A 25,944-nucleotide genomic window follows, 5' to 3' on the forward strand; every position below is an offset into this window, starting at 1 on the left:
CGCATTAGATATATCAGATTTATTTAATAATATATCTGTTTTATGCCGCCAACTCATTCTACAAGGCAAACCATGAGTCACTTATCCAACGCTACGTCAGGCTGTAATTGCAACTCCTGCAACGCTTTTCGCGCGATTGACATCCATGCGCACTACTACTCGCAAGCCTATATCGATCTGGTCAAAAGCCAGGGGGGGGCAGCAGGGGCCGAAGCCGTTGACCTGGGGGGAGTGCAGGCACTCAAGGTAGGTCCGTTGTTTACTGGCCCTATTGCCAATAAATTCATCGACCTTGATCTGCGTCTGGCCGATATGGAAGAAACAGGCGTCACGCAACAGATTTTGTCGCTGACACAGCCCATGGTGTATTGGGCCGACGCCGATTTGGCCGACCGGTTAAGTCAGGTGTTCAACGACTCGCTGGCGCAGGCGCACGAAAAGGCGCCCGGTAAGTTGTTTGGCTTTGCCACATTGCCCATGCAGTTTCCCGAGCGCGCTATTGCCGAGGCAAAGCGGGTGTCGAAAATAAAAGGCATCAAAGGGGTTTATTTGGGTACGGCCATCAACGACACCAATTTATCCGACCCGAAATTTTGGCCAGTGTACGAAGTCCTTGAGGAACTTGGCCTGCCCATCTTCCTGCATCCGCTCAAGGTGGTTGGCATGCAAGATCGGCTCAGCCAGTACTTCTTGGCAAACTTGCTGGGTAACCCGTTCGACACCGCCATTGCCGCGGCACATCTGGTGTTCTCGGGTGTCATGGATCAGTTCCCCAAACTTGAAGTGGCCCTGCCGCATGGCGGCGGCGCCTTGCCCTTTTTGTTGGGCCGTATTGCGCATGGCTGGTCGGTTCGCCCCGAGTGCGTTGCGCTCAAGCGCAGCCCGCGCGAGTATGCGGGTCGCTTTTACTACGACACCATTACGCACGACGCAGCCGCACTCGATTTTCTGATCAAGCAGGTGGGGGCAGAGCGCGTCATGCTGGGTAGCGACTATTGCTTCGATATGGGTGTGGCTGCACCGCGTACCCCGGTCGAAACACTGGCATCGCTCAGCGGAACGCAGAAAGACCAAATTCTTGCCGGTAACGCGCAGCGCTTGCTTAGTCTCTGATACGACATCGGGAGCTCGATAATGCTCAATGAAGGTGTTCTGGCACGAGGCACGCCGGCACTAATTTCCGGGTTTTGCGCCCCGGGGTTTAGGCATGTGCTTGATGCTTTTCGCGAAAACTTCGAGGCGCGGCGTGAAATAGGCGCGGCCGTCACGGTCTTTCATCAAGGCATAAAAGTCGTTGATTTATGGGGTGGGTTTCGCGACCTCGATCGTCAAGCGCCATGGGAAGAAGACAGCATGTCTGTTTTATTCTCGGTGTCCAAAGCCATGAGCGCGTTGTGCATACACATGCTGGCCGATCAAGGCTTGCTTAGCCTTGATGACCCAGTGGCCCGCTATTGGCCTGGGTTTGCAGATGCCGACCCGGGCAAAGAAAAGGTCTTGATCAGGCATGTGCTGTCGCATCAGTGCGGGATGTGTTTTAACGACAGCGCTCAGACCGACGACGTGTTTGATTTCGAGGCCATGCGTCGCGCGCTGACCGAACAAAAGCTGCCGTGGCCCCCTGGTACCCAGCCGGCCTATAACACCACCAACATCGGCTATTTGTTGGCAACTATCATTTTGAACGTCAGCGGGCGTTCGGTGGTCGAATTTTTAAAAGCCGAGGTCTGCGGGCCTTTGGGGGTTGCGTTTTATCTTGGGGTGCCGCCGGGGTTGTTGGATAAGGTAGCAACGCTGTATCCGGCCGAGACGGTCAACGAGCAATACCAACGCGGCCAGACACCGGGGTCCAATATTTATCGGGCCTGGAACGCAATGCCCAAGCCTTGGAACGTCGACGTGATTAATTCAGCAAAGGTGCGAACCGCACTTTTGCCCTCGTTTGGCGGTCACGGCACGGCGCGTGGGCAAGCTACTGTTTATGCCTTGCTGGCTAATTATGGCGAACTCAACGGTGTCCGGTTGTTGTCCGATGCGGCGGTGGCTCAAGCACAGACCCTGCAATGGGAGGCTGAAGATGCCATCCTTAATCGCCCGTTGCGTATGGCTTTGGGTTTTTTCAAAAACAAGCCGGGATGGGTACCCATGGGGCCTAACCCCGATGCCTTTGGTCATTTTGGTTCGGGCGGCACGCTGGCATTTGCCGATTGCGACGCCAACCTGTCGTTTGCCTGCCAGTCAAACTTTCAGTGCGGCGGCCAAAGTGTCGGTGATCGCACCGAGGCGCTGGTCGAGGCCGTGTACAAGAGCCCGCTGGTAATAGGTTGACCGCCAGCATGGCTGTGCAGCAACCCCTTGTATTGGCGTTATGGTCAGGTACTATGCCTAAAAAGTTAGGTCTCTGCCATGACACAAATCGCTACCGCTCACATCCAGCTTGTTGAAAAGAAATTTGCAAAGCCCATCGGGGGTTCCGGGGTCACGGGCGTTGACATTATTGTCGCGGCCTTGCGCGATACCGATGGCGCAACAGGGCTGGGGTTTTCGTATGTGATCGGGGGAGGGGGCGGTGTCGTCGCGCAGCTTGCCCAGGCGCAGGCCAACCGCTTTTTGCAATGGGCGGTATTAAAAACGCCGCCCGAGCATTGGGCCGACATAAAAAAGAGCTTTAACAGAACTGGCGATGGCCCCAACATGTTGGCTCTTGCTGCGCTGGACGTCGCCTTATGGGATTTGACTGCAAGGCGTCAGAACCGGCCATTGGCTCAGGCGCTGGGCGGCGGCATGGCCCCTGTGCCGGTATATGCCAGCGGCGGGTTCGGCCCTAAAGACGACCCTCAAGCCGTCGCCGAGCTGGCGGCGCAATATATGGCAGCCGGCTATGCCGGCGTTAAGCCGCGGGTCAATGCCGATGCTGGCGACGAAGCCGTCTTGCGTGCCGTGCGTGATGCTATTGGCCCGCAAGCTCGGCTAATGGCCGATGCCAACGAAAAAGGCTACGCCCAAAGCGCGGCAACACTTCTGGCATTGGCTGCCGAGTACAAGCTAAGCTTTGTTGAAGAGCCTTTACCTGCCGATGACGTGTTGGGGTATCGCCGTCTTTCTGCTCAAAATACGGGCGCGGTCATTGCCATGGGCGAACACCTTCAGGGGTTGGATCGTTTTTCGGTATGCATAGAAGACGGTATTGCTGGCGTCATTCAGCCCGACCTGGCCATGGCGGGGGGCTTGACCCCCTGTCTGGAGGTGGCCCGAATGGCGGCCTCGAAAGGCATGCTAGTTGCCCCGCACTTCTTGCCGGGGCTATTCGTAAATTTTTCGGGTGCATTTCACGGCCAGTTGTTACTCGAAGCCTTTCCTATTGTTGAAGATGCCTTCGAGGGGTGGCCTGAGCGCGGTGCCGACGGCATGCTGCAACCCCAAGACACCCCAGGCCATGGTTTGTCTTTAAAGACGTAGCGGGACAGCAGGTCAAAAGGTGTAGCTTGCCGATATTCAGCTTGGAGCGATCAATGACAAAACTGTCTATAACCCGGCGCCTTTTGGTGGGTGCTGCGTTGACCGCAGCCGTATGGGCCGCGCCCGTTACCTTGGTTAACGCGCAAGACAAGGCTGTGCAGGTTTTGCCCAGCCAACTGGGTCAACTGAACTTGACTGAAGTGACCCGTAATCTTGACCGCCCCTGGGCAATGGCGTTCTTACCTGGCAATGAAGGTATTCTCATTACCGAAAAGCCCGGCAATCTGCGTTTGTGGCGCGCTGAAGTGGGGCTGTCTGAACCCATAAAAGGCGTGCCGGCAGTTTACGAGCGTGGGCAAGGGGGCTTGCTTGACGTCGCACTGGCACCCGACTTTGAGCAGTCGCGTCGTGTTTATCTGACCTACGCTGAAGAGGGCGAAGGCAATGGCAGCACGGCTGCCGGCTACGGCGTACTGTCGGACGACGGCACAGCACTGAATGATTTCAAGGTCATCTTCAGGCAGATGCCGCGTTTATCGAGCGGTGTGCACTTTGGGTCGCGCCTGGCGTTTGACCAAAAGGGCTATCTTTATATTGCCCTGGGCGACAACAACCAGCGCCCCACTGCTCAAGATCTGGACAAGCTTCAAGGCAAAGTAGTTCGGTTGCACCCAGATGGCCGCATTCCGGATGACAACCCTTTCGTTAACCAAGCGGGTGCTCGCCCGGAGATCTGGTCGTACGGCCATCGAAACCAGCAAGGCGCGGCGTTTAACCCCTGGACGGGTGAATTGTGGACACATGAGCACGGGCCGCGTGGTGGTGATGAAATCAATATCCCCAAACCCGGTAAAAATTACGGCTGGCCGCTGGCCACCTACGGCATCAATTATTCTGGCTTTGACATCCCCGAAGCGCAGGGGACGACCGTAGAGGGAACCGAGCAGCCCATTCACTACTGGAAGGTATCGCCGGCCATTTCGGGCATGGCGTTTTACGATGCCGACCAGTTTCCGGCCTGGAAAGGGTCGTTGTTTATCGGCGCACTGCGCGGGCAGGCGTTACTTCGCCTGACGCTAGAGGGCAACAAGGTTACGGGCGAAGAGCGCTTGCTGGAGTCATTGAGTGAGCGAATTCGTGACGTGCGCGTTGGCCCGGACGGTTATGTTTATGTGCTCACCGATAGTGGCAATGGTCGATTATTGAAACTGGGTTTGTAAGGTTTTCAACTAGAATGTGCGCTGCCGCTCTGTCGCTGACGGGGCGCGTCACACGGACCCTTCATGAAAAAAACTGATCTCGAAAAAAACAAAGCCCTGAAAATCATGGGCAAACTTAATGCCAGCTTGCCTCCTGGGCGTTTTGCGGGTGCCGCTGCTGTACCCGACCGGCGTGAACAACGGCGGCTGGACCAGGCTGCGGGTCTTGTCTCGTTCCCCGTTAAACTTCAACAGTCCGTCATCACGGCCCTGAATGCCAAGGCGCAAGCCGATGGTGTGGCAGTCAACGACCTTATCAATAGCCTGCTGGCCGACGCCCTGAAGGCATAACGCATGCAAATTTGGGTTGACGCCGATGCCTGCCCTGTCGTCGTCAAAGATATTCTCTATCGGGCGGCGCAGCGTTGGCAGCGTTCGACAACGCTTGTGGCGAATCAAATGTTGCGCACGCCGCCGTCACCGTTTATTCGGGCGGTGCAGGTGCCCCGCGGTTTCGACGTGGCAGACGACTACATTGTTCAAAAAGCTTGTGCGGGCGATTTAGTGATTACCGGCGATATCCCTTTGGCCAGCCTTGTATTGGCCAAAGGCGCTTTTGCGCTTAACCCGCGAGGCGAGCATTACACGATTGAGACGATAGGCGAACGGCTGGCTATGCGCGACATGATGGACGAGTTGCGTAGCCAGGGCGTTGATACGGGCGGGCCCGCAACGTTCAGTCAGTCAGACAGACGCGCATTCGGTAATGCGCTAGATAAGCTGATGATGACTTGGTCCAGAAAGGGAACCTGAGCAAAAAACGTGGTGAGTGTTTGCCTGCTAACGGGATAACCACTCGCTTCGGGGCGTTGTCATGTCGCCCATCACAAATGCCAGGTTGGCCGCAGCAATTAATGACGCGGTTTGGGCGTCGGCGTAGGCCTGTTGCGCGGTCAATAATTGTGATGTGGCTTCGATGGCTATCGTCACCGTGCTAACACCCTCTTGGTAAGAAGATAGTGCGGCATCGTAGGTTGTTTGCGCCGCATCGACCAGTTCGCGGGCCGTTTTTGTGCTTTGCAATGCGGTCTGCAACATTGTCTCGGCCGCGATGATTTCTCGGACGGCATTACGCTGTTGATTTTCCAATAGGGTTTGGGCGTCGTCGGCGCGCAGGCGTGCCTCATGTACGCGTGCCCTGCGCAGGCCGCCATCAAAAATCGGTAAGGTCACGCCTAAAAGCACGCCGTGCGATGTCGAGGTCTGGCTGAGCCCGGGTAGGCCAACAACGTCAAACGAAGTGCGGTTATGTGCGGCGACTGCACCCAGGTATACCTTGGGCAGGAAGTCGGCCTCTGTCGCTGTGATTCCGGCCTGTGCGGCCTTCACCGCCGAATAGGCGGCCACAAGATCGGGGCGCTGCGTGAGTGCATTCTGGATGATGTCGGCGGTCAGTGGGTCAATGGTGTCAGGAAGTGAGCGCTGCTCGGGCTCGGCGACCTTCAGCTTGACTGTGGGCGAAACGCCCACGGCATTCAACAAGCCCAGATACGTGTTGCGTTCAGCGCCTTGTCTTTCAACGACACGCAGCTTTGCCTGCGCAACGGCTTGGCGTGCCAGCGCGAGCTCAACCGTTGTCGCCAGCCCTGCTTTTTGTCGCTGTGTGACCGCGGCCAGTACTTTCTGTTGGTTGACTAGCATCGACGCCGAGAGTGCGCGGTGCGTGCGTGCTGTGTTGTATTGGTAAAACTGGTCGGTGACGTCGCGTATGATTTTTTGGTGCGCAGCGTTAAATAGCACGTTCTGTGCAAACGATAACTCTGACGCCGCGTCGTATAGCGCCTTGCGCTGGCCAAAGTCGAATAGCAACCACCCCAGGGTCAGTGCGGGGACGACTCCGCTTAATTCAGTCTTGATGTCTCGGATGCCGGTAATATTTTCAGGCAGTGGGTAGCGGGTCCGCTGGTACCCGCCTACAACGTTTGCCGATAGCATGGGCAAGAAGGTCGCTTCGACCATGCCAACGGCCAGCGCAGCCTGACGTGCACGATTCCAGGCCAGACGCGTATCGGGATGCCCGCGTTGCGCAATATCGATCAATTCGGGCAGTGAATGCGTTTTTTCTAGATCAATATCAATGCCGGTGGCTAGCTGACCTAGCGCGGCAACAGGGGGAACGCTGAAGCCTTCGTTGCGACCCGTCGGCCCTAAGGTCTCGCTCGTGTTGCTCGGCTGGGCAGCGCTATCGGCTTGCCAGGCGGTATTGGGTGAACGCGGCGCACGATCGATGGCGTTGCTGGCGCAAGCGGTTAGAAGCAGGGTCATCGCAGCGGCGCCTGCGCCGCGACCATAGCTGCCCAGGCGGACCGATGGTCCGATTAAAAACAGTCGCTTTTTCGTTTGGGTTGGGGTCATGACGTTGGGCGTGACAATATGGGTGTGGCAAGCGAGGTGTGCAACGGCGCTTCGGTGGCCGGTGGGGTCGCCCACTGCGGGTCTAGCGCAGCGGAAATGCAGCGCAGTTCATAGTCGTTCAGGGTTTGCTGCAATTGGGTGGCTTCGTGAGGGTCGGTATGCAGTGTGCGCGGCTCGAACCGCCGCATTACCAGTTGCTCACGAACACCGCCCAGCGCGCCCAACAGGTTTGCCGCCTGGGAAGGCGCAAGCGTCTGCAACTTTTGCGCGTTCTTGCCGTAAACCTGCAATTTTTCGCGGACTTCGGCCAGGCCTGCACGTGCCATTTCAAGGCTGCTGATTGGCCAGATTCTTGTAAAAATCAGGTACAGCAGTGCATTGCCCAACAAAATACCAGCCACACGGTCTGTCGCGACAGAAATCTCCACATCGGGGCCAAACCCTTGCAGGACAGTCAGCAAAAAGGCAAGGCCGATTTGCACGCCCGCATAGGCAATGCGCTCTGAGCCGCTGGAGACCCAGCCCGCCACCAAAATGCCGGCAAACACCAGAAGCATCAGTTCCCCGATCGAGGTCATGTGGGGAATCAGGAACAAAATGGACGCTATGCCCATGGCTGCACCAATTAGGCAGCCCACAATGCGCAGGGTCAGTTTGTGTAAGGTTTCGCCGGTCGAGCCCAGTGCTGCCACATAGCAGGTCACCATGGCCGTGTGGATGTCCTGCCAGTCCAGCGCGGTATAGGTGATGTAGGCCAGGCTCGCCGCCAGGGTGGTTTTCAGGGCAAACCGGTAGTGTTCGGGATTGCTGAGCGCATCGGCGCGAAAAAAACCTGAATGCGGCTCTGGCGGGCCCTGGGGCACAGGGGCATCCAGTTGGTTCAGGCCTGTCTGAATCTCACGCCGCACTGCCGCCGCCTGCGTTGTATCGGAAAGCGCCGTTGCGTCGTCTGTCGGGTCGGGGAGTCGCGTGGCCAGCATTAATAGCTGCAGCGTATGCTCATGGCGCGTTCGAAGACGATGTATTTCGGTGGTTGGTAGTAAATGAAAAATGCTGATGAACTGCAGGTAACTGGCAACCGGCGCGCCGCCTTCGTGCAGGGCTTGCCGTGCCGATGCAGGCGGCTGGGTACCTGCAAGAATATCTTCTACCAGGTGAACGCGGCGTGCCAGTTCGGCAGTTAGCAGCGACGGTGCCGATCTGCCAAAAGCCATGTTGCAGGCAATCAGCAGCCCCATAGGAATCAGCGTCATCAGCCAGGCGTACAAAATACCGCGTGTGGCGACTTCACCAAACGGCGCACTGCCCAGCAGCGTCATGATGAAAGCAATGACCAGGGCAATAATGTTGCCGGCCGGACCCAGCTTTGACGCGGAGGCCAGGTACATAAAAATGAATGAGGCGCTGGCCAGTACAAATAGTCGTAAGGCTGGGATATCGATGGACAGCCGGGTGAGCCAAACCAGCAGGGCAACGACCGTTGATACGAGGATGCAGATGCCGATGGCCATCAAGGTGCTTTCACCTGGATCGGGCTTCATGACAAACAGCACCAAGTAGCATCCAATGGCGGCTAACGGGATTTGCCATGTCATAAAGGCCAGCGTCGCTAGCGAACAAATTACGCTGATGCGCCAGGCCGTCCCTAAACGCCCATCGAAGGGCGCCAGCTCACGGCCGACCTCGTGCCACAAAGCTCGATTCATTGACTTTGCGCCCTTAGCATTGCGCGTCGGTGCGAATCACAACAGAGGCCGACGCACCCGCGCGCATCAGTTCTGGTGGAGGATTTTCGAGCAAAAGCCTGACCGGGAAGCGTTGTGCGACGCGAACCCAGTTCAATGATTTCTGCACGTAGGGCAGGGCGCGCGGCAGACTAATTAAGTCTTCGGTAGCAACCCCCCAGCCAATGGAAACGATGCGGCCTGGAATATGACGTGAAGGGTCGGCCAGTGCGAACGCCTGACCGCATTGCCCGACGCGCAAACTCGCCAAGTCCGTTTCCCGGAATAAGGCGGTGGCATACCATTGATCGGTGTTGATCAGGGTAAAGACGCTTTGGTCCGGCCCCAGGTGTTCGCCGCTGGATACCCTGAGCCCGACGACCAGACCGTTGTGGGGCGCGGTGACGGTAGTATCGGCAAGTGCTTTTTGTGCCAGGCCTAGGCCGGCGGTTGCAGCCAACACGGCAGCCTGGGCGGCTTCGATCTCGCCAATCAGTTCTTTGGCGGCCTCGGATTGTGCCTGTGCCTGCGTCAGGGATACCTGAGCGTCGCGCATTGCGGTTCGGGCAGTGTCAAGCTCTTGTTGGGGGACATACCCTTTGCGTGCCAGGGGTTCGAGGCGATGCACCGTACTGCGCGCCAATTCAAGATTGGCTTCGGCGCGTTTGATTTGCTGATTGGCAATGGATGCGTTGGCCGTTTCGGCGCGAATTTGTCGTTCGCGCGAGGCTAATGTTGCTTTAGTCATGGCAACTTCTGCCTGGGCCTGGGCGACTCGCAACTCGTAGGCTTGCGGATCAAGCCTGAACAGAAGGTCGCCACGTGCGACGCGGTCGCCTTCGCGTACAGCGAGTTCGATGATCTTTCCCGGCACTGGCGTGCTGATATGGACAACGTCTGCTTCCAGGATGGCGTCTTCAGATAGCAGGTTAACGTCGATGTATCGCCACCAGGCTAATGCCGCCAGTACCGTAGCGGCAATAATGCCAAAAGCAAGCCATCGGGCGTAGCGACCATGCGCTGCATTTTGTTCGTGTGACATGAGTCTTATTGGGGCGAAAATATGTAAGTGAAGGCCAGCGTCAGCAGTACGCAAAGGCAGACATAGACCAGCAGCCGCACAGGCAGCGCATCGTCAAGACCGCTACGGATCAAGCCCTGACGGATAACAACGGTTAGCGGAATACTGATTGCGAGACCCACCAGCCAGGCTGGGAAATAGCTGCCCATGATCATGAACGAGGGGGCTCGCCCCTGACTGCAGCCCGACAGGGCAAGCAGGCACGTGAGCAGGCCAAGCCTGGCGGCGATGGCCAAAGCGAGTCTAAAGATGTGCAGGGCGCGCATTACAGTTGATCTTTATAGATACGACCGTCTTTCATGATGAGTTTCAAGTTCGTGTCGGGGTCGCCAAGGAAGTCGAGATTGACGGTCGGGTCGCCATCGGCAATAAGCAGGTCGGCAAAGGCGCCCGGCTCGATCACCCCCAATTTGCCCTGGTAAGGGCTGCGGTTGCCGGCCAGGCCAAGCAGTTCGCCGTTGCTGGCTGTGGCTATCTTTAATAGTGCCATGGGGTCGTAAAAGCGGGTAAGTTTAGCCAATTGCCGGCCATGAGATTTCAGGTTCTGGGGTGTAAACAGAATATCTGTGCCCCAGGCTGTTTTAATTTTCATGTCTATGGCCATTTGGTAGGCTCGTACGGTGCCTTCAGCCACCTCGAGTTGCTTGGCTTTTGCTCCCGGGTCGGCTTTGATGTTGGCGTCGTCGTCGGCCAAAAATGGTTGCAGGCTCCACCATACGCCTTCGTCGGCCATCAGGCGGGCGGCTTGTTCATCGGCCAACTGGCCATGCTCGATAGACCGAACCCCAGCCCGAATGGCGCGCTGTATGCCGCGCGACGTATAGACGTGCACCATGACGTAGGTGCCCCAGTCTTCGGCGGCCCCAACGGCAGCACGTAACTCTGCCTCGGAATATTGTGTGGTGTCGAGCGGGTCGTATAACGACGTGACCCCGCCACCGGCCATCAGTTTGATCTGGCTGGCTCCCAGCATAAGCTGCTCGCGCACGCGCCGCAGTACGTTGTCGGCGCCGTCGGCAATCATGGCCGCGCCCATACGCTCGGCTATGCTGAGCGGGTCGCTGTCGTTGCGTGGCACTTCGTGACGCATGCGAAAGTCACCGTGACCTGAGGTCTGCGAAATCATTGCGCCAGACGGGAAAATACGGGGGCCAACCACAATACCTTCATCGATGGCCCGTTTGAGTGCAAAACTTGGGCCACCCGCGTCGCGTACACTGGTAAAGCCGCGCAGTAAGGTGTGTTCGGCTTCGCGGGCCGCGACCAAATACACGTAGCCTATGTCGGCGGTCATGGCGGCCATTTCGGTAATGCCGCAGAACATTGAGTGCCAGTGCGCATCGATCAGGCCCGGCATGGCCAGCCGCCCGCCGCAGTCGACGATCTTGGCGTTTTCGACAGGCTCACCGACAGGGGGCAGCGCTGCGACTCGATTGCCCTCGACAAGGATGTTGACCCCGGTTCGCACGGTGTTGCTGATGCCGTCAAACAAGCGTAAGTTGGTAAACAGAACGGGGCGGTCGGGTGGCGCGGGTTGCTGCGCAATTGCTTTGCTGGTTTGAAACCCGATGAACGGGACGATGGCCGCAGCAGCACCCCCCAAAAACATTCTGCGCGTCATGGCGGCGGTTGCGCGGTTGTGCAGTGCAAGGGCGGCTTTACCGCCGCAGGTACACACATGGGGTTGGCTTTGGCCTAGGTATGCGCCATTAGCCGCAGTGTTGTCGCTATGCGTTGTAGGAACGCAGGGAGCGTTGGCCAAGGTCGAGAATTTTGGGGAGGCAGCAATGCGCATAGTAAAAGTTTCCTGCAACGCGATAATGGTTTTTAACAGCAATTGGCAAAAGACGGTGTGACCCGGGCTGGGCCCGCTACGCAATCTTATGGCGCTGTTTATAGCCTATTCAGTGGTCAAAATGGCTATTTTGGTTCGCTTTGATTAAGTTTGTTTTATTTTTTTGGTTGCCATGGCCTGCTGGCCGTTGAACGCAAAGAATCTCGGTTCAATATGATCACTTCCCGATTTCCCGTCTTGCAAGACGAAATGATTTTTAGCGCTATCCGTGCGCAGGGTGCGGGTGGCCAAAACGTCAACAAAGTCTCAAGCGCAATCCATTTGCGCTATTCCATACCGCAATCCTCTTTGCCCGACGACGTAAAGGCGCGTTTGCTTGCCTTGCGCGATTCGCGCATTACCGACGAAGGCGTGATCGTCATTAAAGCGCAGGGTAGTCGCAGTCAAGAGCAGAACAAACTAGAAGCTATTGCACGTTTGCAGGCCTTGGTCGATAGCGCGTCCAAACCACCCTTGGCGCGTAAAGCGACCCGGCCCACGTTGGCCTCAAAACGGCGAAGGCTGGAAGGAAAGCTGGTTCGTGGGCAAGTTAAGCGCGGCCGAGGACGAGTGTTTGTCGAGGGCTAGCGATTTAGTCCGGATTCAGGGGCTGGGCGAGGGTAAATCAAAAATAAGATTTCTTAGCCACTGATTGGCCCCGTCGCGGTTATAGCGCGCATGCCAGAAAACATTTACCGAAAATGTGGGTAAGTCCAGTGGGTGTGGCTGGAAGTCCAGATCAAATTGCGCCTGGTGCGCCAGCGCGATAATTCGGGGGACGGTCGCGATAAGGTCGGTAGAACGCAAGATATACGGTATGGCCCCGAAGTGCGAGACGACGGCTTTTATTTTGCGCTGAACAGCCATTTTTTTTAGTACCGTTTCAATCATGTAGTGTCCCGGGTCGGGGGACTCGACCACCAAATGATCGGCCTCCTGGAACTTGTCGGCGTCAAGTTTCATACCGGCCCAGGGGTGAGACCGTCTGTATAGGCAAACGTAGTCATGCTGAAACAGGCGGCGCTGATAGTAGCCGGCCTCAAGGTTAGGCAGTAGTCCTATGGCCAGATCGATTTCGCCTTTTTCCATTTGGGCTTTCAGCGTATCTGGCATGTAACGTACCGAACGTACGCAAATTCCAGGAGCGACACCTTTTATTTTTTCCAAGATGCGGGGCAGCAGATACGCCTCGCCAAAGTCAGTCGTCGCCAGGGTAAACGAGCCCGTCCAACTGGCGCTATCGAATGAACCCCGTTGATTCAATGCTTCCTTCAGGCTGCGTAAGGCGTATGCCACCGGATCGGCCAGTTGTTCTGCAAATGGCGTCGGTTCCATACCTGTGGACGTTCGCTGAAACAGGTCGTCGTTGAGGGTGGCCCTTAAGCGGCTGAGGGCCTGACTGACGGTGGGTTGAGCCAAGGCGAGGTTTTCGGCAGCTTTGGATACGCTGCGTTCCCGCATGATTTCGTGAAAGGTCAGCAGAAGGTTGAGGTCCAGCTCGTTCAGTTCCATTTTCGACCTTTATTCATAAACCCAATACTGGGTATTGGTGCTGGGTTCTTGCGCGCCAACGGCAATATCTTGATTATATAAACATCCGAAAAAACGGTTTTAGGTATTTTAAATAGGCCGACTGATTGACGAATGTTTATCAGAGCGGTGATGTCAAGAGAGGAGAAGTGTGATGCAAGACCAAATGCAAGAACGCCATTGGCCCACAGACGACTACACGCGCACGCCGTACTGGGTATTTACCGAGCAGGACGTTTTCGATCGCGAGATGGAGGTGTTGTTTCGTGGTCCTAATTGGAACTACCTGGCCTTAGAGTGCGAAATCGCGACGCCAGGTGATTTTGTGACGCGTTTCGTCGGCACAACGCCGGTTGTTGTGCAGCGTGCTCCCGATGGGTCGATCAGTGCGTTCGTAAATCGCTGCTCGCATAAGGGCATGCAGGTTGTGCGAGAACTGAGCGGGAATCGGCGCAGCCATATTTGTCCTTATCACCAGTGGTGTTATACGTCCGAAGGTCGGCTGGCAAGCGTCCCTTTGCAGAAGGGGGATAGTGGGCATGGGGGCATGCCTGACGACTTCGACAAGGCACAGCATGGTATGCGTCCACTCAAAGTGGACACGATTAATGGCGTCATATTTGGAACCTTGGACCCGCAGGCGCCAGCCTTACGTGACTACCTTGGCGAAAAAGTCGTGACACGTTTGCAGCACACCTTGCGCAAGCCTTTACGAGTCAGCGGGTACCACCGTCACACTTTGAAAGCGAACTGGAAACTGTTTGCTGAGAACTCTCGGGATGCCTATCACGCGCCAATGTTGCACCCCTTCTTGCCGACTTTCGGATTCATGAACCCTTCTGATCGTGGTGCGTGCGAAATCAGCGAAAGCGGTGTCCATTCAATTATCAGCGTTTTCAACGACGCAGAAGATTCGAAAACGGTTCGCGGGCAGCAGTCGCATCGTGGACCGCAATTGGACGATCCGACGCTGATGAACGGTTTTAAAGAGAACGATCTGGGTTTGAGTTTGAACATTGTGTCTATTTTTCCGAGCACGTTGTTCACCTGTGTTGGTAATACGCTGTCTGTTCGACAAATCCGCCCCAAAGCCGTGGGCGTGGTTGAGTTGCTGTATACGCATTTCGGCTTCGAGGACGATACGCCAGAGCAGCGGTCGATGCGTCGCAAGCAATCTAATTTGTTTGGGCCTGCAGGCTATGTCGCCATCGAGGACGTCGAGGCACTGGAGCTGACACAGTCGGCCATCGCCAAGGGCGAAGATCGGGGGCACTCGATTATTGAAATGGGGGGGCGTGGTGTTGATGACCAGTCGCATGTGGTCACCGAACTGCCGATTCGAGGGTTCTGGAAAGGTTACAGCACCCTGATGGGATACACCCCAAAACTCAATAGCCAGCCAGCTTAAGGAGCGCGTCATGCCAATGTCAGATATTGCGATTGATCAGATTGAGCAAGAAATTACCCGGTTGAACTATCGGTGTGCACGAATACTCGATGACGATCGGCTGGAGGAGTGGCCGGGCCTGTTTGTCGACGACTGCAAGTACGCCATTCACCCCAGAGATAACTATGTTGCGGGCCTTGAGGGGTATTGGCTGTACCTCGACAACCATGCCATGTTGCGCGATCGGGTCAAGTCGCTGCGCGAGGCCAACCTTTACAACATTCATCAAGATCGTCGCATTGTGACGGGGGTGATGTTCGATGGTGAGCAAGACGGGGTATTTCATGCTCGGTCTTCATTCCTGATTTTGCAGTCCGATGTAGAGGGGAGGGGGCGATTCTTTTGCACAGGGGAGTATCTGGACAAGATGGTTTTCTCTGGCGGCATCCTCAAGTTCAAAGAGCGCATTGTTGTTCCCGATAGTTTCAACATGCACGGGCTGGTGGCTGTTCCTCTGTAGACATTGCGTCGGTATTGGTCATCGCGTTGCAGATGGATGGAGTGTTGTACAGATGTAAAACCATATATGCGCGATTATTCGCGCCAGGAGAAATCATGTTGTCATGTGCAAAATTGTTCCGTAAAGGGTTGGCTGCTTTGGTGATGGTGTCGGGGTTGCTATCGGTTGCCGGGGCGGCAACGGCAGCACCGCTTCGGGTGCAGATCATGCCCGGGAATATCGCCAGCTTGTACGTTTATTTGGGGACCAGTCTCGGCTTTTATGAGCGAGAGGGGCTGGATGTTGAGGTGGTTCATATTGCCAATGGCCCGCAAGCCAATTCGGCACTCGTGTCCAAGAGTGTCGATGTCATCATGAACATGCCAGACAACATGATTCTCTTGAAGCATCGAGGTATCGATACTGTCGCGGTGGTGGGCAACGCCGTGCAGTACCCGTTCTTTTTAATTCAACGCAAAGGGTTGGGCTTGCCTACGGGCCAAGATTACCGGTCGGTCATGAGCCGTATCAAAGGAAAGACAATTGGTGTCTACGGTTTGGGCTCCTCGACCGACCGGTTTGTGCGTCAGTTGGCTAAAAGCGCAAACGTGAACGATGCCGATTTGAAGCGGGCAGCTATGGGCGGTCCTGCCGCCTCTGTGTCGGGTTTGGTCGCAGGCAACCTGGATGTTTCCGTCGATGTCTTGTCCAGCGGGATTTTGGTCGAGCACATGGGGATTGGGGAGTTCGTGCTCGACTGTTCAGATCCGGTGGCACAGTGTCCGCCGCTGATTACCGAAGGCGGTAAAACCTCGCTCGCCTACTTTACGACAAGCGATTTTCTGGCGGCTAACCCCGAAGCGATGAAAAAGTTCGTACGCACGCATCGCAAGATCGATGCCTGGATTAAAGACCCTTCAAATCGCGTCGCTTTCGTTAACGAGTTAAAGAAAATTTTGCCTGCACCTGCCTTGGATAATCCCGACGCTTACTACGCCGATGTGGCCGATCGAGCTGCTGCATTTTTTGGCACACGGGTCAGGTTGTCGGCGCTGGACGCGATTCAACAGAGTTTGGTCGAGAGCGGAGAGATCAAGTCAGCGAAACCTTTGGATGACATGGTTTGGTCGGCTGTCATCGATTGACGAGCCGGCATCTGGGGTGAGTGCGTGGTTTAACGATACGCTGCAGGACAACGTTGCTGTTGTCCTGCAGCGAACTTTTTAGGTAGTGGATATGGATCAGTTGCAGGAAGCACACATTAAATCTTGTTGTGAATCAGTCATCTTGAAATTTGCGCTGTTAAATGACTCACGACAGTACGAAGCCTTGTCGAAACTGTTTGCTGCCGATGGGGTGTTTTTGCGCCCGCTGTCGCCAGACACCCCAATTCGGGGGCGCGATGCCATCACGGCCGATTTAAGTCGTAAGCCGCCAGAAATGCGCTCAGTACATGTGTGTACAAATATTCTTGTCGATGTCATCGACTCAAGATCGGCAAAGGCAAGTAGCTATTTCACCGTCTATTTGCAGCACGAGGGCGCTGCAGGCAACGCCGTTGTCCGATTCAACGGGACTATTTATGTGGGCTGCTACGAAGATACGTTTGTGCTAGAAAACGGTGCTTGGCTGATTGAGCGTCGGCAGGGGCGAAATTGGTTTGAATTGCCCATGGGGTGATCAAACCAGTTCGGGGTTTTTAGCCTTGGTTTTGACGTCATGGGCGAGACTTTACGTCAGAGGGGCGCTGATGTCCGGGGACGAAGTATCATAGCGTCGTCTTCCCTGGTGTCTCAAGAGCCCTTCCGTGATGGAAAATAAAATAAAACTCGCGCTGAAACAGCAGTCTCGCCTGCCATTGTCGTTGAAAATGAAATACATGCTCAGAGCCCGTCTGGAGCGTGGGGAATGGCCCGTAGGAACGCAGATACCTACGCTACTCGAGTTGGTTAGCGAGTACGGGGTATCGCGCGCGACGATTCGCGCGGCGCTCGACGAGCTTGAACAAGAGGGACTGATCGAGCGTACCCGAGGAAAGGGCACTTACGTTATTGGCGACGTATTGAAAGAGCACTGGATGATGTTGCCGACAGATTGGGTCACCCTGATCGGCCACATCGATCGCTTGAACGTTGACTTTATTGTTCTCGAGAACAGGGTCGGGCGCTTGCCGGCCGATCTGGTCGGCGGTGATGAAGTGGTGTCGGATGATTACTGGCACACCACACGTGTGAACCTGATCAAAGGGGTGCCCTACAGCATGAGTTCGGCTTATGTGGCGCACTCTCTTTATACCCAACAGAAAAAAGCGTTCGAGCAAGAGCCTGTGCTGCTGGTTCTTGATCGCGCCTATAAGCCGTTGTTGGTTTCAGCCCGGCAGACGTTGACGGTGCGTGCCGCCGACGCCACGGTATCCCGCCACCTGAAAGTTGAAATAGGTAGCCCGGTGGTTCGCGTCGTCCGTGTTGTGCGTGATGCGCAAGACAATGTTGTCTATTGTGCCGAGGTGCTTTACCCGGCGCGACACCTGTACATCGAGAACGACCTGCGCCCCTGATTTTCCCTTGTGCGCACTGTGGCTACCTAGTTGTCAAAGGTAAGTTCGGGTGCCTGATTCAGGGTAATTACTAGCCTCAGATTCGTTGACACGATCGCCTCTATTTTATAAAGTACTTAAAACCGTACTTTCGAATATTAGGAAGTGCGCAGGGTCTTCATCAAATCTTGAGGTTGAATATGTCGATTGGAACTGCCCTCAAGGGCAAGGTATGTGTTGTCACAGGGGGCGCCAATGGCTTAGGTGCCGCGATAGCCAAGGGGTTTGTTTCAGAAGGCGCCTGCGTTGTCATCGCTGACCTTGATGCGGCGGGACTTGAACGGGTTGTTCAGTCGGTGGATACCTTGCTGCCCGGGCATATTGCAGCCTGCCTTGCAGACATCACAAAAGATCAAGACGCAGAGCAGATCGTCGCAACGGCAATGAAAGTATTCGGCGGGCTTGATGTTGTCGTCAACAATGCCGGCACCGGGGCGCAGATCATCCGGCCCGATTTTATCTCCAGGCCTTTGAACGTATGGGAAATCCCCCCTGAAAAATGGCGCCGGATCATGGACGTGAACGCGATTGGGCCCTTTTTGCTGTCGCGGGCGGCCATTCCCCTGATGTTGCAGCGTGGCGGCGGGCGCTTGATCAATGTCTCCACAACATGGGAAACCATGCTGCGTCCGGGGTTTGCTTCTTATGGGCCTTCGAAAGCGGCCTTGGAATCAATGTCGGCCGCGATGGCAACCGAACTCAAGTCGCACGGTATTACCGTAAACACTGTCATTCCTGGCGGGCCCGTAGATACCGCTCAGGTACCCGAGGATATCGGCGTCCCGCGCGAAAAACTGCTGCAGCCCGACGTGATGGTGCCTGTCATGAACTGGCTAGCCAGCGATGACTCATCGCATGTCACCTCGACGCGCTTGACCGCCGCCTATTGGCACGCCAATCGCTCCGTTCAAGAAAACATGGACGAGGCCTCAGAGCCCGTGGCCTGGCCCCAGTTGGTGAAGACGATCGTGATGTCGGAGCGAGGGAACCTGTCCTAGTCAGGACGAGCCCCTGTCTCGAATTCAAACATTAAATCAGCTTAGCAGGAAGGAAATACCGTGAGTCACTCAGTTTTGATCAATGCCCATGATGCGGGCGCGTTTTCGGCTTATGTGGCCGTACCCCCTAAAGGCGTTGGCCCCGGTTTGGTGCTTTTGCAATACATCTTCGGCGTCAACAAAGTAATGCGAGATCTGGCCGACCACTATGCCAGTCTCGGCTACTTCGTCGTTGTCCCTGACTTGTTCTGGCGCCAAGAGGCCGATGTGCGTTTGGCCGACGATCCGGCAACGGCCACGCCCGAAGAAGTAAGCAAGGCGATGGCGTTGAATGACGCGTTCAATGATGACAAGGCGTTGTCCGATTTGTCTGCAACGTATGACTTCGTGAAAAGCCATCCGGGCTGCAATGGCAAGGTCGGCGTTCTTGGGTTCTGTCTTGGTGGCCGGCTGAGCTATCGCATGGCTGCTCACGTACCGGTTGACTGCGCAGTGGCTTACTACGGCGTTCATCTAGAGCGTCATCTCGACGAGGCCGCTCGCATTGCCACGCCGATTCTGATGCATATGGCCGGCAGTGATTTTCTTGTCCCCGAGCCCTTGCGGCAACAGATTGTGCAGGCGCTCAGCCCAAACCCTAACGTGCGTATAGAAACTTACGAAGGGGTCAATCATGCGTTTGCCTTGAAAGGCGGCGCGAACTACAACGCTGCGGCGGCCGACCTGGCCAACGCGCGCTCAGAGCAATTTTTGCGGCAGCATCTGATCGGCGACCGCGCTGATGTGTGAGTGATCGCTTTTTGCTACGAACGATTAAATGAACTAGAGGAGATAACAGTGGCGCAAGAAGGGATCAGTTTCAAGCATGTCAGGCAGTACTTCATGCTCAAAGATCGTGGCAAGGTGCAGGCGGTTGAAGCGCTGGGTGGTGTTTCACTTGAAATAAAGAAAACACAATTCATCGCTTTGGTGGGCCCCAGCGGCTGCGGAAAAACGACGCTATTGAATATTGCAGCGGGTTTGGTAACGCCCCAGTCTGGGGTCGCGCTGCTCAATGGCAAACCTCCGGCGGCGGGCCGTCCCGATGTGGCCTACATGTTGGCACGCGATGCCATGTTGCCCTGGAGAACCGCGATTGGCAATGTCGAGTACGGCCTGGAGTTACGCGGAGAAGGGCGGGCTGCCCGGCGCGAGCGTGCACGTGAGCTGCTCAATGCCGTGGGTTTGGGGCGCTACGAGAATGCGTACCGGTCCGAGCTGTCGCATGGCATGCGGCAACGGGTGGCGCTTGCCCGAACCTTCGCGCTCAAGTCTGAAATCTTGCTGATGGATGAGCCCTATGGGGCGTTGGATATTCACCTGAAGATTCAGTTGGGTGAGCTGTTGCTGCAACTTTGGGACAAAGACCGTCGCACCATTATGTTTGTGACGCACGATCTGCATGAGGCCATTTCCCTGGCCGATCGGGTCATTGTCATGTGTCCTAATCCTGGTCGAGTTATTGCTGACGTTGAAGTCCCGCTTGAGCGGCCACGGTCGCTAAGCGAGTTGCAGACAGATAACCGATATCACGAACTGTATAGCCGCATCTGGAGCTTGATGAGTCATGAATACAAACACTAGTCACGGGGCGGCCCAATTGGCCCCCGAAATTGATAAGCAAAGCTGGGCCGAACAAGAGGCGGCGCGCATGGTTGCCGCTAAGCAGCGCTACCTGGTCTCGTTGTGGTTCTGGCGATTGGTTGTGATTGCCGCGTTGCTTGGCATTTGGCAGGTTGCTGCAGATACGGGCCTGGTGAACAAGTTTTTTATTAGCAGCCCCCAGGACATCGGGCGGTTTTTGGTTGAAAACCTGGGCGAAACCAAGTTCTGGGAAGACGCCTGGATCACCGTTCAAGAAACACTGTGGGGCTTTGGCATTGCGGGCATTTTGGGTGTGGTCGTTGCGTTTGTACTGGTGCAAAGCAGGATGCTGCGCGAAGTGCTGGACCCCATTCTAAGTTTTCTGAATAGTCTGCCGCGCGTTGCGTTCGCTCCTTTGTTCGTCGCGTTCTTCGGGCTGGGGATGATGTCAAAAATCGTTCTGGCGTTCAGCCTTTGCTTTTTTATTGTGCTTAATGGCGCCTTGACCGGCCTGGGCAGTATCGATCCTGACCTTCGCCTGCTGACGCGTCAGTTGGGTGCAAGCCGCCTCGAGTACTTCACGAAGTTGGTGATCCCGAACGCCTTACCCAGTATTTTCGCTGCGCTGCGTCTGTCATTGATTTACGGCTTCCTGGCAGTGGTCGTAGGGGAAATGATCGGGTCCAACCGTGGGCTCGGCCAGCAAATTGCTTACTACTCGGGCGTGTTGCGCACTGATGCCGTGTTTGCGTTGTTGTTCGTGCTGGGTTTGATTGCGACATTTGCAGTCGAGTTGTTGAGAAAAATTGAAAACTATTTGCTGCGCTGGCAGTAGTGTGTCGATGGCGTAGCGTCAAGGAGATCAGGAATGAAAGGGCTATTCAAGAAACTCGGTACAGGTATGGTGATGGGGCTGGCCTTATTGGCGAGTCAGGGCGCATCAGCGCAAACAGCGTTCAAAGTGCAGGTTTATCCAGGCAATATCACCAGCCTGTTTGCCTACATGGGCGTTGAGTTGGGCTACTACAAAAAGCACGGTCTTGATGTTGAACTCGTCAATATCAGTACGGGGCCTCAGGCTAACGCGGCGCTGGCTGGCGGCAGCGTCGATGTCATCATGACCACGCCCGACAATATGTTGTTGTTCAAGTCCAGGGGCTTTGATCCCGTCGCGGTAATGGGCAATGCCAAAGAGCCCGTCATGCGTTTGGTGGGCCACCCCGCTAAAACTTCGGTCGCACCCGGTGCCGATTACAAAACGGCCATGCAGTCGCTCAAGGGCAAAACGGTGGGTGTGTATGGGCTGGGTTCGGCAGCGCACCGTTACGTGCAATTGCTGGCACGTGATGCCGGTCTGAAACCCGATGAGCTGAAGTACACCGGTGTCAGTGGCGGCGGGCAGTCATTGGCGGGCTTGCAGACGGGCAGCATGGATGCCGTCACCGAAGTATTTGCTTCGGTCATCATGATTGAGCAACTGGGGCAGGGCAAGCTTTTGCTTGACTGCGCTACCCAGGAATGCCCCGCCTGGGCGACAGAAACGGGTCGCATGAGCCAGGCCTGGTGGACCACACGTTCGTTCCTCGAGAAGAACCCGGCAGCCATGCAAGCGTACATCAAGGCGCATCGCGAGATTGATCAATGGATTCGCGATCCTGCGAACCGGGATGCGCTGGTCGCCGCCCTGAAGAAAATTTACCCCGTACCCCAAGGGCTAGAAGCCGACACATACTTCAAGGCCGTTGCCGAGAAAGTACCCGGCTACTTCACCGTCGCGACTTATCCGAAGGCTATCGCCGATACCCAAGCCATCATGCTGGAGACCGGTGAGCTGAAAACGCCTGTAGATACGGCGGCAATGGTGTGGGATCAGGCCGCAGCGGATTGAGGCGAAAAATGAAACGAATTGAAGTTCCTGTTCTGATCGTTGGCGGTGGCGTTGCGGGTTTGACGTGTTCGATGCTGCTGGCGCGGTTGGGTGTAAAGGCTCGCTTGGTGACTTACTTTCCCGGTACGTCGCCACAGCCCAAGGCCCATATCATCAATCAACGGACCATGGAAATTTTCACCGAGCTTGGGGTGGCAGACGCAATCTATAAAGTGTCGACGCCGCCGCAGGCCATGAAATACGCAGGCTGGTATGCCGGTGTCGGGGGCAGTAGCCCTTATCATGGTCGCGAAATTGGTCGGGTAGAAGCCTGGGGCGCCGGTGGCGAGGATCCTGATTACCTGGCCGCCAGCCCGTGCTTGCCTGCCAATTACCCCCAGATGTATCTCGAACCTATTCTCAAGGCCCATGCCGAAACGCTGGCGCCTGACGGTTTGTTTTTTTACCAGGAACTGGTCGAGTTCTCGCAAGATGAAGACGGCGTCACCGCCGTAATACGCAACCGCGCTGACGACGAGTGCTACGAAGTGCGTTGTCGCTATTTACTGGCCGCCGATGCAGGTAAGACGGTTGGGCCGCGTCTGGGTATCGAGATGCAGTCCAGTGGTCAGTCTATGCGGATGAGTTCCGTGCATTTCTCTGCCGACCTGAGCACGCGTATGGGTGGCTCTGATGTGTTGACCCGTTTCTTGATCAACCCGGATTTTGGCGGGTCGTGGGCCAGTGGTGTCCTTTTGCCCGAAGGGCCGACCCGTTGGGGTAACACGGCTGAAGAATGGGTTTATCACTCGCGTTATTTGTTCGGAGATGATGCGCCGTTAGATGCAGAGCGGGTGTTGGCCCGTATGTACGAGGTCCTTGGTATCTCGCCCGATGAGGTTCATGTCCATCATGTCAGCGAGTGGGTGATGGGCGGCTTCCTTGCAAGTCGCTACCAAGACGGCCGTATTTTCTTGGTAGGTGATGCGTGCAAGAAGCATCCGCCCACGGGTGGCCTTGGCCTGAATAGCGCCGTACAAGACGCCTATAACCTGTGCTGGAAGGTTGCACATGTGCTTCAAGGGCGCGCCGCTGAAGCCTTGTTGGATTCTTACGAGCTTGAGCGCCGGCCCGTAGCGCAACGCAATGTATCGGTTGCCTTGGGCAATGCCATGCAGCATTTTCTGATCGACGCCGCCATAGGGTTGTCGGAAGAGAACAGCAAAGAAGAGAATTGGCGACGTCTGAAGCAGGTATGGGACACCTCGCCTGAGACCGAACCCGTTCGTGTCGCTGTTGCCAATGCCATTGCCAAGCAGCGCATCGGTTTTCGTCATCACAATATCGAGTTCGGCTACACCTATGACCAAGGGGCGCTCGTCAGCGATGCGAGCCCCGCCGTGCAAAGCCCTGATCCAGTCTTGCTTTACCAGCCTAGCACCCGGCCAGGTCATCCGCTGCCTCATGCGTGGCTAAGTCGCTTGGGGCAGGTTGTTCCCATTGCGTCGTTCGTCGAGGGCGGGCATTTTGTGGTGTTGGCCGGAGAGGAAGGGCAGCCGTGGGTTCGGGCCGCAGAGGCCGTTGGCGCCCGGTTGGGGCTTTCCATTCGTGCCGTTCGCGTCGGGCTTTACGACGGAGACTATCTGGACTTGCGCGGCTCGTGGGCGCGGCATCGCGGTATCGGGCCTGAAGGGGTCATTTTGGTCAGGCCCGATCGTTACGTCGCGTATCGGCAACCGGTTGCGGTTGATGATCCAGAACAGTGTCTAGAACACGTTCTGCGACAAATTTTGTCCACACATTAATCTGGCAACAGGAGTCATCCCAGTGGATCATGTGACATGTATTGTTGTTGGTGCCGGCGTTGTTGGGCTGGCCATTGCGCGCGAACTGGCAATGACCGGGCGCGAGGTTGTGATTGTTGAAGTGAATAATCGCATGGGCGAGGAGACCAGCTCGCGAAGCAACGAAGTGATTCACGCGGGCTTTTTATATCCCCCAGACTCAATCAAAGAACGGTTGTGCATCCGCGGTCGGGACTTGATGTATCGGTATTGCGAGACACATGGCGTGGGTCACCGTCAGGTCGGCAAGTTGCTGCCGGCGCTTGATGATAACGAGGTCGGCATACTCGAGCGTCTGACCGAGCGCGCAAATGTCTTGCAAGTACCTGGCGTAGAGCTGCTAAGTGCAGCCGAGGCCCGTCGCCTCGAACCAAACCTTAATTGCCAGGCGGCGATTTACTCTCCGGTATCCGGCATTGTCGATTCCCATGGGCTGATGATTTCATTATTGGCCGATGCGGAAGCGCACGGGGCAATGCTGGCGTTGGGGACATCTGTCGATGCCGTACATATTGAACCGTCCGGACGGTTTCGCGTCGACTTCACCGCCGACAATGTACCGGGCACCATGACGGCCGATTATCTGGTCAACGCGTCTGGGCTGGGCGCGCGTCCGTTGGCGCAACGCATCGAGGGTTACCCGCAGGCGCTGGTGCCCAATGTGCACTTTGCCAAAGGTTCATTCTTTAGCTGCCAGGGGAAAACACCTTTCTCTCGTCTGATTATGCCGGTTGGGGACACCCTATGGCGTGGTGGCGCATTTACGCTTGATATGGCGGGGCAAGGGCGTTTCGGTCCGAATCTCGAATGGGTGACCACCAGAGACTACTCGGTCAACCCCGATAACGTTGGTGCGTTTGTCGAAAACATCAGCCGCTACTGGCCCGACGTCACTGCGGAACGTTTGCAAGTCAGCTACGCGGGTATTCGCCCTCGCTTAACGGGCCCAGGCGAGCCGGTCAGCGATTGGGCAATTCATGGGCCCCAGGTTCACGGCATTGCCAATTTGGTGAACTTGTACGCCGTTGAAACCCCGGGTCTGACGGCATGTCTGGCGACGGCCGAGCATGTTGTTCATGAAAGTGGACTGTTGTCATGAGCTTCCATCTTTCGGGTCTCACGACAGAAATGACCGAGGGCGTTAACTCGACCCTGCGAGAGCAGTCGCGTTTGCCCTTGTCTTTGAAAGTGAAATACACCTTGCGCGGGCGCCTCGAACGAGGCGAATGGCCGGTTGGAACCTGTATCCCCCGCCTGGAAGACCTCGCGACCGAATATGGCGTTTCTCGCGCTACCGTTCGTGCTGCGTTAGACGAGCTTGAACGCGAAGGGTTGATTGAGCGCATTCGAGGCAAAGGTACATTCGTGATCGGTGATGCGGCCAAAGGGCATTGGCTGATGTTGCCGACCGACTGGGATACCTGGATCAACCACATCGAAACGTTGAATGCCGTATTTACCTCCCTGGGTTCGGGCGTTGCGTCCCTGCCTGCCGGACTCGTTCCCAACGAGACGACGACGGGCAATTACTGGTGGACCACCCGAGTCAACTGGTCTGATGGGCGCCCCTACAGCATCAGTACGGTTCATGTGTGCGAACGGTTCTGGCAGCAGCAACGCGATGATTTCGAATCATCCCCGGTGTTGTTGGTACTGAAACGCCAGTTTTCTAACGAGCTGGACCACGCAGAGCAGATGTTGACCGTACGCATTGCCGACGCGGTGATGGCGCGGCAACTGCAAATTGAAATCGGCATGCCTGTCGCGCGGGTTGTGCGCCTGATTCGCAATCAGGCGGGTGAAATTGTTTATGCCGCAAGGGTCTTGTACCCGGCAAATTACTTATACATACGCAATGACTTTGGCTTGAGGTCAAGGTAAACGTCGA

The 25,944-nt window shown here is 56.1% G+C and carries 26 protein-coding genes; 20 read left to right on the plus strand and 6 right to left on the minus strand.

Annotated elements, in window-relative coordinates; translation table 11 throughout:
• The first annotated feature begins 72 nt into the window (after window positions 1-72).
• From CHR62_RS01890 to CHR62_RS01915, 6 genes are all read left to right on the plus strand, one after another.
• Window positions 73-1,113: an amidohydrolase family protein gene (locus CHR62_RS01890; RefSeq protein ID WP_093969714.1), complete on the plus strand. Its 1,041-nt coding sequence runs from the start codon at window positions 73-75 to the stop codon at window positions 1,111-1,113.
• 21 nt (window positions 1,114-1,134) lie between these two features.
• Window positions 1,135-2,328, plus strand: a complete 1,194-nt coding sequence (locus CHR62_RS01895) for a serine hydrolase (protein WP_123659811.1) — start codon at window positions 1,135-1,137, stop codon at window positions 2,326-2,328.
• Between the two features lie 78 nt (window positions 2,329-2,406).
• Window positions 2,407-3,459 (plus strand): enolase C-terminal domain-like protein, encoded by a 1,053-nt coding sequence (locus CHR62_RS01900; protein WP_123659812.1) that lies wholly within the window; start codon window positions 2,407-2,409, stop codon window positions 3,457-3,459.
• 53 nt (window positions 3,460-3,512) lie between these two features.
• Window positions 3,513-4,679 (plus strand): PQQ-dependent sugar dehydrogenase, encoded by a 1,167-nt coding sequence (locus CHR62_RS01905; protein WP_093969711.1) that lies wholly within the window; start codon window positions 3,513-3,515, stop codon window positions 4,677-4,679.
• 63 nt (window positions 4,680-4,742) lie between these two features.
• On the plus strand, window positions 4,743-5,009 hold the full coding sequence (locus CHR62_RS01910) for a hypothetical protein (RefSeq protein ID WP_093969710.1): 267 nt from the start codon (window positions 4,743-4,745) through the stop codon (window positions 5,007-5,009).
• Between the two features lie 3 nt (window positions 5,010-5,012).
• Complete coding sequence (locus CHR62_RS01915; RefSeq protein WP_123659813.1) at window positions 5,013-5,471, plus strand: YaiI/YqxD family protein; 459 nt, start codon at window positions 5,013-5,015, stop codon at window positions 5,469-5,471.
• A 27-nt stretch (window positions 5,472-5,498) separates the two neighbouring features.
• Here CHR62_RS01915 and CHR62_RS01920 read toward each other — a convergent pair whose 3' ends face one another.
• The 5 genes from CHR62_RS01920 to CHR62_RS01940 form a co-directional block, all read right to left on the minus strand.
• Window positions 5,499-6,983, minus strand: coding sequence for a TolC family protein (locus CHR62_RS01920; RefSeq protein ID WP_093970060.1), 1,485 nt, complete (start codon window positions 6,981-6,983; stop codon window positions 5,499-5,501).
• Between the two features lie 86 nt (window positions 6,984-7,069).
• A complete protein-coding gene (locus tag CHR62_RS01925; protein WP_123659814.1) occupies window positions 7,070-8,779 on the minus strand; it encodes an FUSC family protein in 1,710 nt (569 codons plus the stop codon).
• A 13-nt stretch (window positions 8,780-8,792) separates the two neighbouring features.
• The gene (gene mdtN, locus CHR62_RS01930; RefSeq protein ID WP_123659815.1) at window positions 8,793-9,839 is read right to left on the minus strand and encodes a multidrug transporter subunit MdtN; all 1,047 of its coding nucleotides are present in this window, start codon (window positions 9,837-9,839) and stop codon (window positions 8,793-8,795) included.
• 5 nt (window positions 9,840-9,844) lie between these two features.
• Entirely contained in the window at window positions 9,845-10,144 is a 300-nt protein-coding gene (locus CHR62_RS15770; protein ID WP_123659816.1) for a YtcA family lipoprotein, read from the minus strand.
• Window positions 10,144-11,673: an amidohydrolase family protein gene (locus CHR62_RS01940; RefSeq protein ID WP_093969705.1), complete on the minus strand. Its 1,530-nt coding sequence runs from the start codon at window positions 11,671-11,673 to the stop codon at window positions 10,144-10,146. Before CHR62_RS01940 ends, CHR62_RS15770 begins: the two co-directional genes overlap by 1 nt.
• A gap of 213 nt (window positions 11,674-11,886) precedes the next feature.
• Between CHR62_RS01940 and arfB the strand changes: the two genes are divergently transcribed.
• The gene (arfB, locus tag CHR62_RS01945) at window positions 11,887-12,300 is read left to right on the plus strand and encodes an alternative ribosome rescue aminoacyl-tRNA hydrolase ArfB (protein WP_123659817.1); all 414 of its coding nucleotides are present in this window, start codon (window positions 11,887-11,889) and stop codon (window positions 12,298-12,300) included.
• 15 nt (window positions 12,301-12,315) lie between these two features.
• Here the strand turns inward: arfB and CHR62_RS01950 are convergent, their stop codons facing one another.
• Window positions 12,316-13,224 carry a LysR family transcriptional regulator gene (locus CHR62_RS01950; RefSeq protein WP_123659818.1) on the minus strand — a complete coding sequence of 303 codons (909 nt, stop codon included), beginning with the start codon at window positions 13,222-13,224 and terminating at the stop codon, window positions 12,316-12,318.
• A gap of 172 nt (window positions 13,225-13,396) precedes the next feature.
• On the opposite strand from CHR62_RS01950, the gene CHR62_RS01955 reads away from it, so the two are divergent.
• The 13 genes from CHR62_RS01955 (at window position 13,397) to CHR62_RS02015 (ending at window position 25,937) form a co-directional block, all read left to right on the plus strand.
• Window positions 13,397-14,650 (plus strand): SRPBCC family protein, encoded by a 1,254-nt coding sequence (locus CHR62_RS01955; protein WP_123659819.1) that lies wholly within the window; start codon window positions 13,397-13,399, stop codon window positions 14,648-14,650.
• 10 nt (window positions 14,651-14,660) lie between these two features.
• On the plus strand, window positions 14,661-15,149 hold the full coding sequence (locus CHR62_RS01960; protein WP_123659820.1) for an aromatic-ring-hydroxylating dioxygenase subunit beta: 489 nt from the start codon (window positions 14,661-14,663) through the stop codon (window positions 15,147-15,149).
• A gap of 95 nt (window positions 15,150-15,244) precedes the next feature.
• Complete coding sequence (locus tag CHR62_RS01965) at window positions 15,245-16,273, plus strand: ABC transporter substrate-binding protein (RefSeq protein WP_158609080.1); 1,029 nt, start codon at window positions 15,245-15,247, stop codon at window positions 16,271-16,273.
• Window positions 16,274-16,364: 91 nt separating this feature from the next.
• A complete protein-coding gene (locus tag CHR62_RS01970) occupies window positions 16,365-16,808 on the plus strand; it encodes a nuclear transport factor 2 family protein (protein WP_123659822.1) in 444 nt (147 codons plus the stop codon).
• A gap of 130 nt (window positions 16,809-16,938) precedes the next feature.
• Entirely contained in the window at window positions 16,939-17,685 is a 747-nt protein-coding gene (locus CHR62_RS01975) for a GntR family transcriptional regulator (protein ID WP_123659941.1), read from the plus strand.
• A gap of 179 nt (window positions 17,686-17,864) precedes the next feature.
• A complete protein-coding gene (locus CHR62_RS01980) occupies window positions 17,865-18,722 on the plus strand; it encodes an SDR family NAD(P)-dependent oxidoreductase (protein WP_123659823.1) in 858 nt (285 codons plus the stop codon).
• 60 nt (window positions 18,723-18,782) lie between these two features.
• Window positions 18,783-19,511: a dienelactone hydrolase family protein gene (locus CHR62_RS01985; protein WP_123659824.1), complete on the plus strand. Its 729-nt coding sequence runs from the start codon at window positions 18,783-18,785 to the stop codon at window positions 19,509-19,511.
• Between the two features lie 48 nt (window positions 19,512-19,559).
• Entirely contained in the window at window positions 19,560-20,345 is a 786-nt protein-coding gene (locus CHR62_RS01990) for an ABC transporter ATP-binding protein (RefSeq protein ID WP_233574799.1), read from the plus strand.
• Window positions 20,329-21,180, plus strand: a complete 852-nt coding sequence (locus CHR62_RS01995) for an ABC transporter permease (RefSeq protein ID WP_123659825.1) — start codon at window positions 20,329-20,331, stop codon at window positions 21,178-21,180. Before CHR62_RS01990 ends, CHR62_RS01995 begins: the two co-directional genes overlap by 17 nt.
• A 33-nt stretch (window positions 21,181-21,213) precedes the next feature.
• Window positions 21,214-22,233 carry an ABC transporter substrate-binding protein gene (locus CHR62_RS02000; protein WP_123659826.1) on the plus strand — a complete coding sequence of 340 codons (1,020 nt, stop codon included), beginning with the start codon at window positions 21,214-21,216 and terminating at the stop codon, window positions 22,231-22,233.
• An 8-nt stretch (window positions 22,234-22,241) separates the two neighbouring features.
• Entirely contained in the window at window positions 22,242-24,017 is a 1,776-nt protein-coding gene (locus CHR62_RS02005; protein ID WP_123659827.1) for an FAD-dependent monooxygenase, read from the plus strand.
• Between the two features lie 22 nt (window positions 24,018-24,039).
• On the plus strand, window positions 24,040-25,155 hold the full coding sequence (locus tag CHR62_RS02010; protein ID WP_199722875.1) for an NAD(P)/FAD-dependent oxidoreductase: 1,116 nt from the start codon (window positions 24,040-24,042) through the stop codon (window positions 25,153-25,155).
• The gene (locus tag CHR62_RS02015; RefSeq protein WP_233574800.1) at window positions 25,152-25,937 is read left to right on the plus strand and encodes a GntR family transcriptional regulator; all 786 of its coding nucleotides are present in this window, start codon (window positions 25,152-25,154) and stop codon (window positions 25,935-25,937) included. Before CHR62_RS02010 ends, CHR62_RS02015 begins: the two co-directional genes overlap by 4 nt.
• The last annotated feature ends 7 nt before the right edge of the window (window positions 25,938-25,944 follow it).

This window comes from Pusillimonas sp. NJUB218 (genome assembly GCF_003788685.1).
GTDB lineage: Bacteria > Pseudomonadota > Gammaproteobacteria > Burkholderiales > Burkholderiaceae_B > Neopusillimonas.

What these genes read in the sequence shown, in the direction of transcription:
- CHR62_RS01995 (WP_123659825.1), top strand. Translation starts at nt 20,329, where the DNA reads ATGAATACAAACACTAGTCACGGGGCGGCCCAATTGGCCCCCGAAATT.
- CHR62_RS01925 (WP_123659814.1), bottom strand. Translation starts at nt 8,779, where the DNA reads ATGAATCGAGCTTTGTGGCACGAGGTCGGCCGTGAGCTGGCGCCCTTC.
- CHR62_RS01915 (WP_123659813.1), top strand. Translation starts at nt 5,013, where the DNA reads ATGCAAATTTGGGTTGACGCCGATGCCTGCCCTGTCGTCGTCAAAGAT.
- CHR62_RS01950 (WP_123659818.1), bottom strand. Translation starts at nt 13,224, where the DNA reads ATGGAACTGAACGAGCTGGACCTCAACCTTCTGCTGACCTTTCACGAA.
- CHR62_RS15770 (WP_123659816.1), bottom strand. Translation starts at nt 10,144, where the DNA reads ATGCGCGCCCTGCACATCTTTAGACTCGCTTTGGCCATCGCCGCCAGG.
- CHR62_RS01920 (WP_093970060.1), bottom strand. Translation starts at nt 6,983, where the DNA reads ATGACCCTGCTTCTAACCGCTTGCGCCAGCAACGCCATCGATCGTGCG.
- CHR62_RS01890 (WP_093969714.1), top strand. Translation starts at nt 73, where the DNA reads ATGAGTCACTTATCCAACGCTACGTCAGGCTGTAATTGCAACTCCTGC.
- CHR62_RS01955 (WP_123659819.1), top strand. Translation starts at nt 13,397, where the DNA reads ATGCAAGACCAAATGCAAGAACGCCATTGGCCCACAGACGACTACACG.
- CHR62_RS02015 (WP_233574800.1), top strand. Translation starts at nt 25,152, where the DNA reads ATGAGCTTCCATCTTTCGGGTCTCACGACAGAAATGACCGAGGGCGTT.
- CHR62_RS02005 (WP_123659827.1), top strand. Translation starts at nt 22,242, where the DNA reads ATGAAACGAATTGAAGTTCCTGTTCTGATCGTTGGCGGTGGCGTTGCG.
- CHR62_RS01910 (WP_093969710.1), top strand. Translation starts at nt 4,743, where the DNA reads ATGAAAAAAACTGATCTCGAAAAAAACAAAGCCCTGAAAATCATGGGC.
- CHR62_RS01980 (WP_123659823.1), top strand. Translation starts at nt 17,865, where the DNA reads ATGTCGATTGGAACTGCCCTCAAGGGCAAGGTATGTGTTGTCACAGGG.
- CHR62_RS01960 (WP_123659820.1), top strand. Translation starts at nt 14,661, where the DNA reads ATGCCAATGTCAGATATTGCGATTGATCAGATTGAGCAAGAAATTACC.
- mdtN (WP_123659815.1), bottom strand. Translation starts at nt 9,839, where the DNA reads ATGTCACACGAACAAAATGCAGCGCATGGTCGCTACGCCCGATGGCTT.
- arfB (WP_123659817.1), top strand. Translation starts at nt 11,887, where the DNA reads ATGATCACTTCCCGATTTCCCGTCTTGCAAGACGAAATGATTTTTAGC.
- CHR62_RS02000 (WP_123659826.1), top strand. Translation starts at nt 21,214, where the DNA reads ATGAAAGGGCTATTCAAGAAACTCGGTACAGGTATGGTGATGGGGCTG.
- CHR62_RS01900 (WP_123659812.1), top strand. Translation starts at nt 2,407, where the DNA reads ATGACACAAATCGCTACCGCTCACATCCAGCTTGTTGAAAAGAAATTT.
- CHR62_RS01905 (WP_093969711.1), top strand. Translation starts at nt 3,513, where the DNA reads ATGACAAAACTGTCTATAACCCGGCGCCTTTTGGTGGGTGCTGCGTTG.
- CHR62_RS01970 (WP_123659822.1), top strand. Translation starts at nt 16,365, where the DNA reads ATGGATCAGTTGCAGGAAGCACACATTAAATCTTGTTGTGAATCAGTC.
- CHR62_RS01940 (WP_093969705.1), bottom strand. Translation starts at nt 11,673, where the DNA reads ATGCGCATTGCTGCCTCCCCAAAATTCTCGACCTTGGCCAACGCTCCC.
- CHR62_RS01975 (WP_123659941.1), top strand. Translation starts at nt 16,939, where the DNA reads ATGGAAAATAAAATAAAACTCGCGCTGAAACAGCAGTCTCGCCTGCCA.
- CHR62_RS01965 (WP_158609080.1), top strand. Translation starts at nt 15,245, where the DNA reads ATGTTGTCATGTGCAAAATTGTTCCGTAAAGGGTTGGCTGCTTTGGTG.
- CHR62_RS01895 (WP_123659811.1), top strand. Translation starts at nt 1,135, where the DNA reads ATGCTCAATGAAGGTGTTCTGGCACGAGGCACGCCGGCACTAATTTCC.